This is a genomic window from Pontibacillus sp. ABV4_188 (assembly GCF_056311905.1).
On record NZ_CM149975.1, the window covers coordinates 3,472,865 to 3,488,680 of the forward strand.

At 43.1% G+C, this 15,816-nt stretch carries 12 protein-coding genes; 4 read left to right on the forward strand and 8 right to left on the reverse strand.

Features of this window, described 5'->3' with window-relative positions:
- Positions 1-4: 4 nt before the first annotated feature.
- Entirely contained in the window at positions 5-493 is a 489-nt protein-coding gene (locus ACYX4O_RS17705; RefSeq protein WP_476352725.1) for a VanZ family protein, read from the reverse strand.
- A gap of 315 nt (positions 494-808) precedes the next feature.
- Between ACYX4O_RS17705 and galU the strand changes: the two genes are divergently transcribed.
- The 4 genes from galU (at position 809) to ACYX4O_RS17725 (ending at position 8,319) form a co-directional block, all read left to right on the forward strand.
- Positions 809-1,690, forward strand: coding sequence for a UTP--glucose-1-phosphate uridylyltransferase GalU (gene galU / locus ACYX4O_RS17710; protein WP_476352727.1), 882 nt, complete (start codon positions 809-811; stop codon positions 1,688-1,690).
- A gap of 250 nt (positions 1,691-1,940) precedes the next feature.
- The gene (locus ACYX4O_RS17715; protein WP_476352729.1) at positions 1,941-3,359 is read left to right on the forward strand and encodes an APC family permease; all 1,419 of its coding nucleotides are present in this window, start codon (positions 1,941-1,943) and stop codon (positions 3,357-3,359) included.
- Positions 3,360-3,751: 392 nt separating this feature from the next.
- Positions 3,752-6,289 (forward strand): glycoside hydrolase family 31 protein, encoded by a 2,538-nt coding sequence (locus ACYX4O_RS17720; protein ID WP_476352731.1) that lies wholly within the window; start codon positions 3,752-3,754, stop codon positions 6,287-6,289.
- Between the two features lie 236 nt (positions 6,290-6,525).
- A complete protein-coding gene (locus tag ACYX4O_RS17725; protein ID WP_476352733.1) occupies positions 6,526-8,319 on the forward strand; it encodes a glycoside hydrolase family 66 protein in 1,794 nt (597 codons plus the stop codon).
- 120 nt (positions 8,320-8,439) lie between these two features.
- Here the strand turns inward: ACYX4O_RS17725 and ACYX4O_RS17730 are convergent, their stop codons facing one another.
- The 7 genes from ACYX4O_RS17730 to ACYX4O_RS17760 form a co-directional block, all read right to left on the reverse strand.
- The gene (locus ACYX4O_RS17730; protein WP_476352734.1) at positions 8,440-9,189 is read right to left on the reverse strand and encodes a hypothetical protein; all 750 of its coding nucleotides are present in this window, start codon (positions 9,187-9,189) and stop codon (positions 8,440-8,442) included.
- 238 nt (positions 9,190-9,427) lie between these two features.
- On the reverse strand, positions 9,428-10,030 hold the full coding sequence (locus ACYX4O_RS17735) for a response regulator (protein ID WP_476352736.1): 603 nt from the start codon (positions 10,028-10,030) through the stop codon (positions 9,428-9,430).
- On the reverse strand, positions 10,014-11,366 hold the full coding sequence (locus ACYX4O_RS17740; RefSeq protein WP_476352738.1) for a sensor histidine kinase: 1,353 nt from the start codon (positions 11,364-11,366) through the stop codon (positions 10,014-10,016). Before ACYX4O_RS17740 ends, ACYX4O_RS17735 begins: the two co-directional genes overlap by 17 nt.
- Before the next feature lie 76 nt (positions 11,367-11,442).
- Positions 11,443-12,033, reverse strand: coding sequence for a DUF6305 family protein (locus tag ACYX4O_RS17745; protein ID WP_476352740.1), 591 nt, complete (start codon positions 12,031-12,033; stop codon positions 11,443-11,445).
- 115 nt (positions 12,034-12,148) lie between these two features.
- Complete coding sequence (locus tag ACYX4O_RS17750) at positions 12,149-13,054, reverse strand: ABC transporter permease (protein ID WP_476352742.1); 906 nt, start codon at positions 13,052-13,054, stop codon at positions 12,149-12,151.
- Between the two features lie 17 nt (positions 13,055-13,071).
- Complete coding sequence (locus ACYX4O_RS17755; protein WP_476352744.1) at positions 13,072-14,076, reverse strand: ABC transporter permease; 1,005 nt, start codon at positions 14,074-14,076, stop codon at positions 13,072-13,074.
- A gap of 75 nt (positions 14,077-14,151) precedes the next feature.
- Positions 14,152-15,777 carry an ABC transporter substrate-binding protein gene (locus ACYX4O_RS17760; protein ID WP_476352746.1) on the reverse strand — a complete coding sequence of 542 codons (1,626 nt, stop codon included), beginning with the start codon at positions 15,775-15,777 and terminating at the stop codon, positions 14,152-14,154.
- Between the last annotated feature and the right edge of the window lie 39 nt (positions 15,778-15,816).

Here is a 15,816-nt window from a genome sequence, read left to right on the forward strand (position 1 = left end):
AAAATTAGGCTTGCCTTCTGGAGAATCTCTTCAAACGATTCCGTAACCAAAACAAACCACAAGCAAGTAGTGCTCCCACAGTATCAAGTAAAACATCACCCGCATAAGGCGTTCTGTTTGGAGTAAATCCCTGGTGTATCTCATCGAACACGGCATATAAAAACGTGAACAGAAGGCTCAGTAAGGCAGACCTTCCCCAGGTTACATTTGTAGATTTGCGAAGCGCAATATAAAAGAACACACACAATAGCAGGAATACACTTACATGAGCTCCTTTTCGAATGAAAAATTCAACAAGGCCATTCACACCAAGAGCATCCACGCTCACTTCAGAATGATGGTACGTAAATTGGATCCAATCAAGTACAGGAGCTAGAAAGGATAAGTCCATCACATCACTCATAAACGGCTTAATATCCTGCTCCTCATAAGGCGTCGAAGAAGAATAGAAAATAACCCCCATCCAAACCAAAGGCCACAACCAATACATCATAATCACCCCTCCTTCCCCGCCTATCTTACCACACCACAGCACGAAAGCGTGCCAGACACCCTGCTTTCTGATAACGTGCTAAAGCGTGTCTGGCACCCTGCTTTCTGGTAACGTGCTAAAGGGTGTCTGGCACCCTGCTTTCTGGTAACGTGCTAAAGCGTGTCTGGCACCCTGCTTTCTGGTAACGTGCTAAAGGGTGTCTGGCACCCTGCTTTCTGGTAACGTGCTAAAGGGTGGGTAGGAGTTGGATTTTAGTGGAGACTGGGATTATAATGGAAGTGTGTTAGGTTAATTAATGAGAGGGGTTGTAGTGTAATGTCGATTAAAAAGGCGATCATTCCAGCTGCTGGACTTGGGACAAGGTTTTTACCAGCCACGAAGGCGATGCCGAAAGAGATGCTGCCCATTGTGGACAAACCAACCATCCAGTATATTGTGGAAGAAGCAATTGATTCTGGCATTGAGGACATCATTATTGTAACCGGAAAAGGGAAGCGAGCAATTGAGGATCATTTTGACCATGCACCAGAACTTGAAGATAATCTCATCAGTAAAGAAAAGTTCGACCTACTTGAAAAGGTTAAACAACCTTCCAAAGTTGAAATTCATTACATAAGACAGAAAGAACCAATGGGACTCGGTCATGCTGTATGGTGCGCCCGTAAGTTTATCGGGAACGAACCGTTTGCTGTTCTTCTTGGGGATGATATTGTTCGATCTGAGACACCTTGTTTGAAACAACTCATCCAACAATACGAAGAAACGAAAACGTCCATTGTAGGCGTGCAAAGTGTTCCAGATGAAGAAACCCATCGTTATGGAATCATTGATCCAGATCATCACAGTGGCAATCGCTATCACGTTCGTCAGTTTATCGAAAAGCCTTCTCAAGGCGAGGCACCTTCTAACCTAGCGATTACGGGACGTTACATTTTAACGCCTGAAATCATGATGTTTTTGGACAAACAAGAACTAGGTGCAGGTGGTGAAGTTCAGCTCACCGATGCCATCCAAAAATTAAATGAGATTCAGCGTGTCTTTGCTTTTGAATTCCAAGGAGATCGCTACGACGTCGGTGAAAAGCTTGGCTTTATTAAAACTACGATGGAGCTCGCTTTAGAAAGAGAAGAATTACGAGATGACCTCCTCACTTTCATGGATAGGACATTAGAACGTTATAAACTTGATCATTATTAAATACCGAGCCGGTGGGATCTCCCCCGGTTTTTCTTTTTCCATAAAATAACTCGCCACGTTCTTATCTTCAAAAAAAGAACTCTAAATGTTAATATTTTAGTTTATTTAAGAAAAAACTAGGTTAATGGTAGGGAAGGGAATATACCGAATGTATTTCGTTTAGAACGACTTATACATCGATTGACACACATCGGAATAATTCGAGTATAATATTAAGCACGCTATTTTATTAGGAGGCTTTTATTAGAAAATGGGACAACCACAGAGGAAGAAATTAGATAAGACCCTGAAGCCCCACTGGGTTTGGGCAATTGCATTCGGTTCTGCCGTAGGGTGGGGTGCTTTTGTACTACCGACAGATTGGCTTCAAGGCACTGGACCATTACCCGTAGTCATTGGTTTCTTGTTGGGAGCTATACTAATGACAGTAATCGGTGTAAGCTACGGATTTCTCATTAAACAATTCCCTGTATCAGGGGGAGAATTTGCTTATGCTTATATTGGTTTTGGCAGAACCCATGCTTTCGTTGCAGGGTGGTTCTTAACGCTTGGTTACATATGTACAGTTGCATTAAATTCCTCGGCTCTTGCCTTACTAGGTAAGTTCTTATTCCCGAGCATTGTGAAAGTCGTCCCCCTTTATACCATTGCAGGTTGGGACGTTTATCTCGGTGAAATTATAATTTCTACTGTTACATTGATTGTGTTTGCTTTCTTAAATATCCGAGGCGCCAGCTTTTCTGGTCGTTCTCAGTTTATTTTCACAATGGTCTTACTTTCTGGAGTCATTTTACTGGCTATAGGAGCGATTGTGAGCGATCAAGCCACTGCTTCTAATATGCAGCCACTTATTGACCCAAGTAAACCAGCTATCGCATCGATCCTCGCAATCGTAGCTATAACCCCTTGGGCCTATCTTGGTTTTGATAATATTCCGCAGGCTGCAGAGGAATTCGATTTTCCTCCTAACAAGGCGTTTAAATTAATCGTCTACGCATTGCTTGCTGCAGGACTTGCTTATTCGGTTATGGTGCTTACCGTTTCTAGTTTAGCTCCATGGCAAGAGTTAGCCGGATCAGCCTCTGCTTGGGCAACGGGTGACGCGATTGACAGCATATTCGGTCGCCTTGGCATATTTATTATCGCGACTGCCTTAATTATGGGTATTTTCACAGGCTTAAACGGATTCTATCTATCCTCAAGCCGCTTAATGTTTGCGATGGGACGTGCTCGTGTTTTACCAGAAATGTTCCACCGTCTACACCCGAAATACAACACACCATACGTTGGAATTATCTTCACATCGATCTTGTGCTTAATCGCTCCTTGGTTTGGACGTGAAGTGCTGCTATGGATCGTTGATATGTCATCCATTGGTGTAACCATTGCATACTTCTATTGCTGTGCTACAGCATTCCGTATGTCGAATTCTAAAGTACAGAAGACCTTCGCCACTTTAGGGATTATCAGTGCGGCTACATTCTTCTTCTTACTTACAATGTGGTTCTTAGATTCTTCTCTATCTGCACCATCCTACATCGCATTAGCTGTATGGGCAGGGCTAGGACTTATCTTCTATCTCTTTAAACAGAAAGAATACAACGCTATACCACGTAAAGAATTGAATTATTTAATTACAGAGAAAGAAGAAATACCACAGAATAAGTAAAACCCAAGAGCCAACCGCCCAGCGGTTGGCTCTTTTTATTCCTTTACAGAGTTGAAGCGTGCCAGACACCCTGCAGTGCTTTAAAAGGCTGCAGGGTGTCTGGCACGCTTTATTTCACTGCAGTGATGATGTGTTGCTTTAGTCCTTCGTTTTGTTAAGGCGGGTTTACATTTAAGTCTTTAGAATGATTTTGTATTTCATGTTGTGCTCACAATTCCCTTAGTGCAATCGGTTCCATCACCGTCATTATAAGCTCATGGTTCTTTTTTCCCCTATGTTTCAGAACAATTACAAGTGTTGAAACACTTGTAAAACCTCGATATATTAGTTGAGCAATCGATTGCACAAACAAATCTACACAAAAAATCTACTTTTATGAGGTGACAGATCACATGTACAAACCATCTAAGCGCCTGACCCGCTTATTCGCTACAACGGCCATTGCTGCAACGGTATTCACTGCAGCGGCACCTAATGTTCTAGCCGTGACACAACCACATCCCGACCAAGAGCTGAATCAAGAAAATATTAAGAAGCAAATGGAAGTTCAATCCGTTGAGCAACTAGAAGACGGTGTGAAATTAACCCTAACGGATCAGAAAGAAGCCTACATACGTTTATTCGCTGAAGATATGGCGAAGGTTTCGATCCTTGAGCAAGGTGAAGAAGAGTACTTCTCTGAAGGAATTGCGAAGAAAGAATGGGACGCTCCCTCTTTTGACGTAGAAGAGGATGGAAATGTTGTAACCCTTTCTACTGATGAAATTACGGTTAAGATTAAAAAGCAGCCGTTCGGTGTTAAATTCCTAGATAAAGAAGGCAACGTCATTAACGAAGATTACATGCAAAACGGTGCTGGTTACGACGAGGACAAGCCATACGTTTACAAGAAGACAAATAAAGACGAAGCATTCTACGGTTTCGGTGAACAAGCTGGTCTAAACGTAAACCAGCGCGGTGAGAGCATTGGTATGTTCAACACAGACGCTTATGCTTATCAGACTGACACGAAGTATCTTTACACTTCAATTCCATTCTTCATGGGGCTGAAAAATGATAAAGCGTACGGAATCTTCTTCGATAACACCAACCGTTCTTATTTTGAAATGGCAAGTGAAAGTGACGATTACTACTACTTCTATGCAGATGACGGAAAGTTAACGTACTACTTCATGTACGGACCAGAAATTCAAGATGTATTAGACCGTTATACAGAACTCACAGGAAAAATGGAGAAACCAGCGAAGTGGACACTAGGCCTGCACCAGAGTAAGTGGGGGTACACAGCTGAAGAAATCGAGAATGTTGCCAAGACATACCGCGAAAAAGAAATCCCATTAGATACGATGCACTTTGACATCGACTACATGGATGAGTACCGCGTATATACATGGGCTGACGATTACGCAAGCGATGAACTTCATAACAACTTAGATAGTATGAACTTCCACAAAATCGCAATCAATGACCCAGCTGTTAAGAAAGATCCAGGTTACTTCATGTACGACGAAGGAACAGCGAACGATTACTGGGCGAAAAATCCAGACGGTACGAATTTCGTAGGCGAAGTTTGGCCTGGAGACTCTGTGTTCCCTGACTTCTCTAAAGAAGAAGTTCGCAACTGGTGGGCAGATCACTCTGAAGTCCTTTACGACCAAGGAATTGACGGCGTATGGAACGATATGAACGAACCGGCTGTATTTGATGGTCCATACCATACTGCTCCACTAGATGTAACGTTTGGCGAGGGTGAGAACAAGCGTACACACGCAGAGTACCACAATCTTTATGGTCATGACGAAGCAGAAGCAACGTACGAAGGTGCCGTGCAGCACAATCCTGAAGAGCGCCCGTTCGTTTTAACTCGTGACATGTATGCTGGTACACAGCGCTACGCAGCTCTTTGGACAGGAGATAATGTAAGTCAATGGGATCACCTGCAAATGTCGATTCCAATGAACGCAAACGTCGGGCTTTCTGGTCAGCCATTCGTTGGTAATGATATTGGTGGTTTCGCAGATCGACCAGACGCTGAAATGTACGCTCGTTGGATCGAAGTCGGCGCATTCCTGCCATTCTCCCGCGTTCACTACGACAGTGATGCGAAAGCAGAGGTTAAACAAGGACAAGAGCCTTGGGCATTCGGCGAAGAAGTTGAAAACATCAGTAAGAAGTACATCGAAATGCGCTATAAGCTAATGCCTTACTTGTACAACACATTCGTAGAAGCAGCTGAAACGGGCTCCCCTGTTCAACAGCCGCTTGTGTACCAGTTCCAAGAGGATGAGAACACGTACGACATTAGCGATCAGTTCATGTTCGGTGAGGAAATGATGCTTGCTCCTGTTGTGAAAGAAGGACAGACAGAGCGTGATGTTTACCTTCCTGAAGGTGAAACATGGGTAGATTATTGGACTGGAGATGAATATCAGGGCGGCCAAACGATTCACACAGCAGCTGAACTTGACCACCTGCCAATTTATGTGAAGAAGGACGCTATGATCCCTACTCGCGAAGTACAACAGTATACGGATGAGAAACCACTTGAGAACCTAGTACTTGATACGTACCTAGATGAAGAAGCAAGCTACTCCTTCTATGAAGATGATGGGGCTACAATCGACTACAAAGACGGCGAGTACAACATCACGAACTTAAATGTTGTCCGTAAAGGGAAGCACATTGAGTTCACCCAAGATAAACAAGCTACTGGATACGACAGTGAACTAGATTCTTACACACTTAAGTTAAATAATGAAAAAGCACCGAAGAAAATCAAAGCAGCTCGCGCGAAATACGCTGAAGTTTCTTCTGTAGAAGAAGTCAAAGCTCAGCAAGAAACGTATTTCTATAACGAGGAAACGAGCACACTTTATGTAAATGTGCCTGCTGATACGCGTCACAAAGTTAAAATCTTTAGCAGCAAATAAGAATGACCATCACCCTTACCTTTTTTATCATTTTTAACAGATAATACGTATCGGCACCCCCTTACCCTTAGAACGATTTGCGAATTGTATAAGGATTGCCTGTACCACTCACATCTGAAAAATGGTAAAGTGTTATAGGGAGCATATCATGCTAATGTAAAAGCCATCTTAAGACTAACAGGCCTTCCTGTTAGTCTTTTTCTTTCAAAAAATTTGAACACAAAGGAGGGAATGGGATGAAAAAGAAACTTTATTTGCCGCTTATTTTTCTAGGTGTTCTTATCCTTTTACTTATACCGGCAAGATTCCTATGGTCCGAAGATGAAACATTTGAACCCCCTAATGAAAAATCCCCCGTTACAGACATTACAGTAGACACGATTGAAACCAATTTAGCAAGGTATAAACCTGGCCAGCCGATCAAATTTGATGCTGTACTTTCTGAGAAACCGAAGAACAGTTTAGACATGAAGATTACGTATTATCATCTCAACGACGTTGTTCATGAAAAGATCATCCAAGTTGATGAGAAAGAGATCAGCTGGGAATGGACAGCTCCTCAGGAAGATTTTACAGGCTATTATGTTGAAGTAAGTCCTCTTCATAACCAAGAAGGCAATTCAACCATTGCACTTGATGTTTCTTCTTCATGGGATAAGTTTCCTCGCTACGGTTTCTTGTCTGAGTTCTCCGAGAAGTCTGAAGAAGAGCAAAAATCGATCATCAACCAGCTCAACCGATACCATATTAATGGCTTGCAGTTCTATGATTGGCATGATGAGCATCACCAGCCACTTAAGCTAGAAGACGACAAACCCCTTTCCTCATGGGAAAATATTGCGAACCAACCCGTCTCATATGGAACGGTTCAATCTTATATTGATTTAGCTCATAACAAGAATATGATGGCAATGTCGTACAATTTGTTATACGGCGCCCTCTCTGAAGCTGAAGAAGATGGGGTGAAGAAAGAGTGGCGTTTATTCAAAGATCAGGAACAAGAGAACTACGCTGTTCATGAACTTCCTGATGACTGGAAAAGCGACATTTACTTAACAAACCCGGCTAATGGCAGTTGGCAAAATTACATTTTTGATAAGCAACAAACCGTTTTCGATCATTTAACATTTGATGGATGGCACATTGATCAGCTCGGAGATCGAGGTGATGTATATGATTATAACGGGGACCCCGTTGCTCTTGATGAAGAGTTCAAGGGCTTCTTAAAAAATGCTGATGAAACATTTGAAGATAAACAACTTGTGATGAATGCAGTCAATCAGTTTGGCCAGAAGCAAATCGCCAACTCCTCTGCACCATTTTTGTATACAGAGTTGTGGAATCCGTTTAAATCGTACGAAGAGTTGAACGAGGTATTAAAAGAAAACGAAAAGCTTTCTGAAGGTAAGAAAAACACTGTGTTAGCAGCTTATATGAACTACGACAAGTCTGACCAGGAAGGAACGTTCAATACACCTGGCATTCTATACACCGATGCACTAATTTTCGCTCAGGGCGGTGCTCATCTAGAGTTAGGAGAGCACATGCTTTCGAAAGAATACTTTCCTCATAATAAGTTGGAGATGTCTGATGAGCTAAAAGACAAAATGGTCCGTTATTATGACTTCATGGTAGGCTACGAAAACGTCTTGCGCGATGGTGTTACATCAGCTCCGTTAGAGATTACAACGGAAAATTGGGTTCGATTAACTTCCCAACCTGAAAAGGGACAAATTTACACATTTGCCAAGAAGCAAGAAAACCGTAAGATCGCTCATTTCTTGAATTACTTTGATGCCACTCATATGAACTGGCGGGATACAAACGGAACACAGTCCGAACCTTCCGTAAAAGGCGACCTAACCGTAACCATCCAGGAAGAGAAAGAAGTAGATGAAGTATGGATTGCCTCACCAGACTGGAATGAAGGCCTTCCAACCAAACTCAACTTCACCCAAGAAGACGGCGGACTAACCCTCACCATCCCCAAAATCAAATACTGGGACATGATTGTCCTCGAATACAACTAACATAGCAACACTCTAAAGCAATGAAGCGTGTCTGGCACCCGGTGTTGCTTTACAGCGTTAACGCAAGAAACGGTGTCTGGCACCCTTTATCATACTAAAGGGAGCCAGGCACCGTTTTTCTTATAAGTGCTGGTTGAATGTTGGAATGGATTCAAGGGAAGGTCCTTCTTTGATTTGCAACGGCTTTAATAAGTTATCCATCCCTATTTCATCACGAAGGGTTAGTAGTTCTGCTAACGAAAGGTTCGTATCCATTTGTTTAGACAGATCGGTGGCGAGTTGCTTTAATGATAGAAGCGTAAGAAAGGACATTTGGGTCATATCCTTCATTACCCCTGCTACATCTACACTCTCTGGATTTTCTAACGAGACACCTTCATCAGCCATGTTGGCCATAACCTCTTGAATCGCTGGATTTTCCATCGTTTGATCCATCATATCCTTCATAGATTCTTGATCGACGCGAACATAGTAATCCACACTTCCGCCTAATTGATGTTCAAAGCTTTGAATCATTTCCGACGTGGATTCTTGTGCAGCAACCTCTTCTACATTGGAGACAAATACAGTATGCTGGTTCGGTTTATACGACAAAAGCGCAAGATTCGCTTTATCTTCATTAATATCTTGAATGACTACGACTGACAAAGCATCCGATTCCATCCCTGGATCATCCTCTAGATCTAACGGACTCACTTTAGGGAAATCATGACTATATGAGCGCGTTTGACTTTCATCCGTTTCCTCTTCTGCTACGGTTTTGCCTTCATCTGTAGAAGAACGCGTCCAAAAATCTTCATTTATCGTAATACCTGCCAAAAACAACAGTAGCGCAAGGCTAAACAGTGACCTCCCAAATCGCGGCCTCATACACATCGATCCTTTACCTTTTTACCACCCATTCTAGCCAAACTTCCTCCCCCTCATACCTAGCGGCCTCATAAGAAAGAGGGACTTTAGCTCTTTAGCCAATCGCAGGGTGCCAGACACCCTTTATTACTTCACATCACAGAAGCGTGCCAGACACCCTTTAGGATTGTGCTCCGTTAAAGGGTGTCTGGCACGCTTCTTTGCTTTACTATATAAAAGAGGGGCAGGTCCACTTGGTTTAAAGTAGTGTGTATTTGTTTTTGGGGCGTCCTTTAGATCCGTAATGGGATTGGATCTCGACCTCCCCCATTTCAACGAGGTAATGCAGGTATCTATGAACCGTTTGATAGGAAACAGGGAGATGTTTCTGGATCTCATTGATTGTCTGAGGTTCCGTTTGGTTGTAGAGATATGATTTTACCTGACGTAATGTATCTTCGTTTATCCCTTTTTCTATGAATGCTGCCTGCGTTCCATCTTGGAGCTTAGCCATTTTCAAATTCAGCTTGATACGCGATAACAAATCAACTGCTTTAATCGGTTTCAGTGCAAAATCGTTCGCCCCTTCTTTCATAAAAGACTCTGATAACTCCATTCGTTCATCAACTGTGAGCACAATAATCGGAACGTGGGGATCTTGTTTGCGGATGGCTTTTACCGTTTGAAGACCGTCCCACTCTGGCATGTGATAATCAACCAACACGAGCTGATGGCGCCCTGCTACAAACGCTTCGGCACCCTCTTTCCCATTTATCGCTGTTTCGGATTCCCAGCCTCCAAATTCACAAATTTCCTGTACAGTAAAACGGATATCCTCATTATCATCAATGACTAAAATCATAAGCTTCCTCCTCTACATAAACAGGTAAATATACGGTCACAAGGGTTTTCACATAAGGGGTACTCTTCATATCAATCGAACCACCATGCTGGTCGACCACGCTTTTGACAAAAGGTAAGCCAATCCCTGATGAACGTTTGGTGCTAAATCCTTCATCCCAAATCTCCTCTAAAATCTTCGGGTCTACACCTGGACCATCGTCTTGAATGGAGAACGCCACACCATCTTCATAAGAATAAGCTTGAACAGAAAGCGTGCCCCCTGTTTCTTTTAACGATCGAATTGCATTTTCCACCATGTTGGATATAGCCCGTGAAAACCGAATTTTATTCACATGAATTGGCGGCAACTCTTCTTCTACATCGACTGAAACATGTATAGAATCGTCATCAATGGAAATGTGACTTCGTACATAATGGATGAGTTCCGAAACCTCCATCTCACGCTTCGTATCCTCATGCAAAATCTCAGACACCATATCCTTCATCTTGTTCACCGACCCATAAATTCGATTAAAGTACCCATCTACCTTCTTGTCCTCATTCTTCAATTCAATCAATGACACGAGTCCTTCGACCGTCACAAGAGGTGTCTTCATATCGTGCACTAATGAATGAATCTCTTTATAAACATTGGTTTCAAATAGCTCCCCACGGGTACGCTGAAGCTCCTCGGTTTGCTTTTGGTACTTCCGCGTCATCGTAACTTGCTTACTAAATAAATGAAGAATCGTGGTCACAATCACAGCAATGAGGAAGAATCCTGCGAACAAAATAACAGAAAGGGTGCTAAACAACGTATTGTCTGTTAAATATTCGTCGGCAAGTTTAATACTAACCGCAAAATCATCTGTTCCTATCCCAAAGACCGTAAGCTCTGGCACCATATTTAACCACTGGACCGCAAAGAACAAGAATAAAAGAATGATGCTGAACATGCTATAGAAATATCGCTGCTCAGGAATGAAGTTATGTAAAAACAAAAGAATCGCAAGTAATCCTAAGTGAATCGAATAGGAGTAGTGTTCATGATGAATAACATTAAACAGATGCACACTTCCCATTACAAAGACAACGAGCAGCCCTTGATACAGAAGGGAACTACGAGTTTTAGACAGCGCATAAGCAACGAACATACTCCCAAGATAAATACAATAAAAGATCAAAAAATACCAGGATGCATAGGACAATGCCGTCACTAAAAGACTTCCGCTATCACTCATCGTCAGGCTCTCTTCAATATTATTATAAATCCAAGACGTCCAATCCTTCGTTAAACTAGGAAACAAAATTCCGATCACCAACAACACCACACCACCAACCAAATAACCACCCATCTTCTCACCTCCTTTATTGCTTCACCGCACGAAACGGTGCCAGACACCAATTAGCGCTTTATTGTAAGAAAGCATTTTAGCGGAAGGCTAAGTTGAATGGGGTTTTGATGTCTTCTATGTCTTCGACGAGTGTTACGGGTACGGAATGTTGTTGAGCTTGTTCTAATAAGGCTTCATTGTATTCTAATTCTTGCAGGCCAATGACGTAATCGGCATGGGGAATGGAAGTTTTGTAAAGTTCCCATGTATAAGGGTCTTCCCTTGAAGCTCCACTTAATTGGACAACGATAATCGGCGTATCTCTTGCTTCTGCTTCGTCATACAAGCTCTCTACACGTTCTTTCTCCTCCTTATAGGACCTGTACGTTTGGCGGACGCCGTGAGGACTATACCCAACCACTACGATCATTGTGTTGTATTCGTATAAGTCAGTAGCTAATGCGCGAGGGCGGTAATCTCCATCTAAATTTAATTCCTCAGCTATGTAGGAGAATACTTTCCCTTCAATCGCTTGACCTGCTGACGTTATGAGGATCGGTTCTTTCCCAATCGGTGCGGGAAGGTTAGGCCAGGAATTCCAAGTTTCCTCGGAACTGTCTTGGTATCGAACCAAAAGCAACACCCCACACCCTATAATGAGCGCGATGACGATGGAGTACTTTTTCATCTGATCCCCCCTGTACTATTATTTCGCATATAAAAAAGGATAAAGTTTGCCAAACTTTATCCTAAAGTGTACATGAATCCATGTGGTTATTAAATGTATTTTTTGAAATTTGCCACTATTGCCTCAGGCGCGGGTCAAGGGCATCCCGAAGTCCGTCGCCAAGAAGGTTAAAACCTAGTACAACTAGTAGAATCGCAAGCCCGGGGAACATCACAACCCAAGGAGCCGTCTGGAGTGCATCGACTCCGGCTTTTAACATCGCTCCCCACTCAGGTGTTGCTCCTTGAGCACCAAGTCCAAGGAAACTAAGACCCGCTGCATCCAAAATAGCTGTACCAATACTTAACGTGGTTTGTACAATAATTGGCGCCATACAGTTTGGGAGTACATGACGAAATAGAATACGACCATTCTTCACGCCCGTCGCTCTGGCCGCTTCCACGAACTCTTTTTCCTTTACAGAAAGCACCGTCGAACGCACAATTCGCGCAAATTGCGGAACACCGACAATCCCGACTGCAATCATAGCATTCGTCAGACTTCTCCCCATCACGGCAACCATGGCAATCGCAAGAAGAATACTTGGGAAGGCCATTAAAATATCAATAAATCGCATTACAATCATATCTACCCAGCGTCCGAGGTAACCAGAAATTCCACCAAGAAGAATACCCACAACCGCTGAGATTCCCACTGCAATAACACCGATCTGAATCGATATTCGAGCTCCATGTACAATACGACTGAAAATATCCCGCCCAAGAGCATCCGTACCTAACCAGTGCTCACCAGAAGGAGGCTGGTACCGGTCAATGACACTTCCATCGTCGATCGGATGATACGGCGCAATAAGAGGAGCAAATATCGCAATGATGATAAGTAATGTAATTATAATTAAACCAAGCAACGACGTTTTGCTTTTTACAATACGGGAGAAGGCATCTTTCCATAAGCTTATTTCTTTAGGGTCTGCCTGCTCCATCCGGCGTTCTTCTTCCGATTGTACTTCTGCTACTGGCATTAGGGTCACATCCTTTCTTAGTCAAATGAGATTCTCGGATCGATGAATTTGTACATAATGTCTGTCAACAGGTTCACGAATACAAACATGATCGCGATCACCAGAATCGTACCTTGAACAACCGGGTAGTCACGCCCGAGAATCGATTGCAACACATAACGGCCGACACCAGGCCAGGAGAAAATCGTTTCCGTAAGTACTGCCCCTCCTAACAGAAAACCAAACTGTAATCCAATAACCGTCAGAACAGGTAAGAACGCGTTCTTAAGCGCATGCTGGAAAACAACAAGGTAACTGGCTAACCCTTTTGCATCAGCAGTTCGTATGTAATCTTGATTCATCACTTCAAGCATACTAGAACGCGTCATACGAGCAATAATCGCCATCGGAATCGTACCAAGTGCAATGCCAGGCATTAATAAGTGAACAAAAGCATCACCAAAAGCTGCCCAGTTCAACGTTAGAATGCTATCAAGTAAAAAGAAATTCGTAATCGTTTCAAGCTCTGTTCCAGTAGAAAGGCGACCAGAAGCCGGCAACCACTGCAATTGAACCGAGAACAACCAGATCATCATAAGTCCAAGCCAAAAAATCGGAATCGATACCCCAAGCAAGGCTCCCGTCATACTTAAGTTATCAAACCATGAATATTGTTTAACAGCAGCAATGACACCTGCTAGTACTCCAATAACAGTAGCCAGAAGCATCGCGAATAAACTGAGCTCAACGGTGGCTGGCAAACGATTTTGCAACTCTTCAGCTACGGGTTCTTTTGATTTAACGGAAGTTCCAAGATCTCCTGTCGTAAGATCACCTAGGAAACTACCATATTGAGCGATGTACGGATCGTTTAACCGTAGTTCTTCACGAAGCTGCATCAGCTGCTCTTCGTTTGCCTTGCTTCCTAGCATACTTCGCGCTGGATCCCCTGGTATCATATGAATGAGTGAAAACGCTAGGATCGAGACGCCAAGTAAAACAGGAATGGTCATCAACAACCTTCGAGCAATGTAACTAACCATTCTACACCCCTCCTCTTCTTATTTAGTAAAAGGTGCCTGTCCCTCTACAAGCGAGGAACAGGCCATTGCTTCTTTTTAAGGTAATGTGATGTGATTAAATTTCTCAGTACCTGTAGGGTGCGGTACATATCCTTCGATGTTGTTCTTCGCTGCAATCGGTGGTGTGGTGTGAGCGATTGGCAGCCAAGGTGCATCATCATGGATAATTTTCTGAGCTTCTTTGTAAAGTTCAGCACGTTTCTCTTGATCCTGTTCCACTTGTGCTTCTGTTAACAAGTCATGGATCTCATCATTTTTATAGAAAGCGATATTTCCTGCAGAACCTTTTTTAGCATTATCTTTATCTAGCAATACATATAAGAAGTTATCAGGGTCACCGTTATCACCCGTCCAACCTAAGAAGGCCATGTCATGCTCGCCGTTTTGCGTTTTTGTCTGGTGTGTTTCCCATTCGTTTTCAACGATCTCAACATTTACGTTAACCTTCTTCAGCATTTGCTGAATGGCTTGAGCCGTTAGTTTTGGCTGAGGCAAGTAAGGGCGTGGGTTAGACATCGCGTAAAGCGTAACGTCTAAGCCGTCACCGTAACCCGCTTCAGCAAGTAGCTTCTTCGCTTCTTCAGGGTCATAGCCATATGGTTCTACATCATCGTTGTAGCCCCATAAGCTTGGTGGCATTGGGTTCTTCGCGTCTTTTCCAAGGCCTTCAAAAAGAGTAAGTAGTTCTTTCTTATCAACACCTAGGTTGATCGCTTTTCGTACTTTAGGGTCTGCCATTGGGCCATCCTGGTCCGTATTCATCGCCATGTACCCAACGTTCATAGATGGACGACGGAAGACTTGAAGATCTTCATTGCCTTCTGCACCTGAAATGTCCTGTGGATTTAAACCTTTCATCATATCGATTGAACCAGATTGTAGCTCTAAGTAACGAGCGCCATTATCAGGGATAACGCGGAATACCACTTGGTCAACTTGTGCTACATCGCCAAAGTAATCTTCGTTCTTATCTAGGGTGATCTTGTCACCTTTAGACCATGAGTTAAACGTGAAAGGTCCTGTTCCTACTGGATTTTTAAAGTAGTTCTCTCCATGTTCATCTACAGCATCAGGGCTTGCGATTCCAAATGGAGGCATCGCTAGCGTATAAATGAAAGGCGCATTTGGTTTATCGAGCGTGAACGTTACTTCATAATCGCCCGTTGCTTCAACAGACTCCAAGAATCCGTTCGGGTCCTCTTCAGAACCACCAAACATATACCCAAAGTAAATCGAATCATCTGTTTCTACCCATCGGTCAAAGTTATACACAACATCTTCTGCCGTGAAGTCTGTCCCATCATGGAACTTCACGTCTTCACGAAGCTGGAACGTATACGTTTTCCCGTCATCACTTACTTCCCATTCGGTAGCAAGACTAGGTTTCACTTCTGTGCCGTCTTCCTTGTAAGTTACTAGCGTGTCATAAATCTGCTGCGTTACATAAAGTGACTCTCCATCTGTTACTTTTGAAGGGTCTAACTGCTGAGAATCAGCTCCTCTAGCAAATACAAGTGTGTTGTCCTCATTCTCGGAACTTTCAGCCTCATCGCCACTTTCTTCATTGTCCGTGGACGCCTGATCATCTCCACTACACCCTGCTACGACTAATAGAGTGAGCAGCGCTACGCCTAGAAGCGTCCTAAGTAAATGTTGTTTCATCCATGGTACCCCCTTATTTAATATAAAAAATGTATGCTT

Excerpts from the sequence above, each read along its gene's own strand:
- ACYX4O_RS17715 (WP_476352729.1), top strand. The coding sequence starts at position 1,941 with ATGGGACAACCACAGAGGAAGAAATTAGATAAGACCCTGAAGCCCCAC.
- ACYX4O_RS17745 (WP_476352740.1), bottom strand. The coding sequence starts at position 12,033 with ATGAAAAAGTACTCCATCGTCATCGCGCTCATTATAGGGTGTGGGGTG.
- ACYX4O_RS17750 (WP_476352742.1), bottom strand. The coding sequence starts at position 13,054 with ATGCCAGTAGCAGAAGTACAATCGGAAGAAGAACGCCGGATGGAGCAG.
- ACYX4O_RS17725 (WP_476352733.1), top strand. The coding sequence starts at position 6,526 with ATGAAAAAGAAACTTTATTTGCCGCTTATTTTTCTAGGTGTTCTTATC.
- ACYX4O_RS17755 (WP_476352744.1), bottom strand. The coding sequence starts at position 14,076 with ATGGTTAGTTACATTGCTCGAAGGTTGTTGATGACCATTCCTGTTTTA.
- ACYX4O_RS17705 (WP_476352725.1), bottom strand. The coding sequence starts at position 493 with ATGATGTATTGGTTGTGGCCTTTGGTTTGGATGGGGGTTATTTTCTAT.
- ACYX4O_RS17740 (WP_476352738.1), bottom strand. The coding sequence starts at position 11,366 with ATGGGTGGTTATTTGGTTGGTGGTGTGGTGTTGTTGGTGATCGGAATT.
- ACYX4O_RS17760 (WP_476352746.1), bottom strand. The coding sequence starts at position 15,777 with ATGAAACAACATTTACTTAGGACGCTTCTAGGCGTAGCGCTGCTCACT.
- ACYX4O_RS17730 (WP_476352734.1), bottom strand. The coding sequence starts at position 9,189 with ATGAGGCCGCGATTTGGGAGGTCACTGTTTAGCCTTGCGCTACTGTTG.
- ACYX4O_RS17720 (WP_476352731.1), top strand. The coding sequence starts at position 3,752 with ATGTACAAACCATCTAAGCGCCTGACCCGCTTATTCGCTACAACGGCC.
- ACYX4O_RS17735 (WP_476352736.1), bottom strand. The coding sequence starts at position 10,030 with ATGATTTTAGTCATTGATGATAATGAGGATATCCGTTTTACTGTACAG.
- galU (WP_476352727.1), top strand. The coding sequence starts at position 809 with ATGTCGATTAAAAAGGCGATCATTCCAGCTGCTGGACTTGGGACAAGG.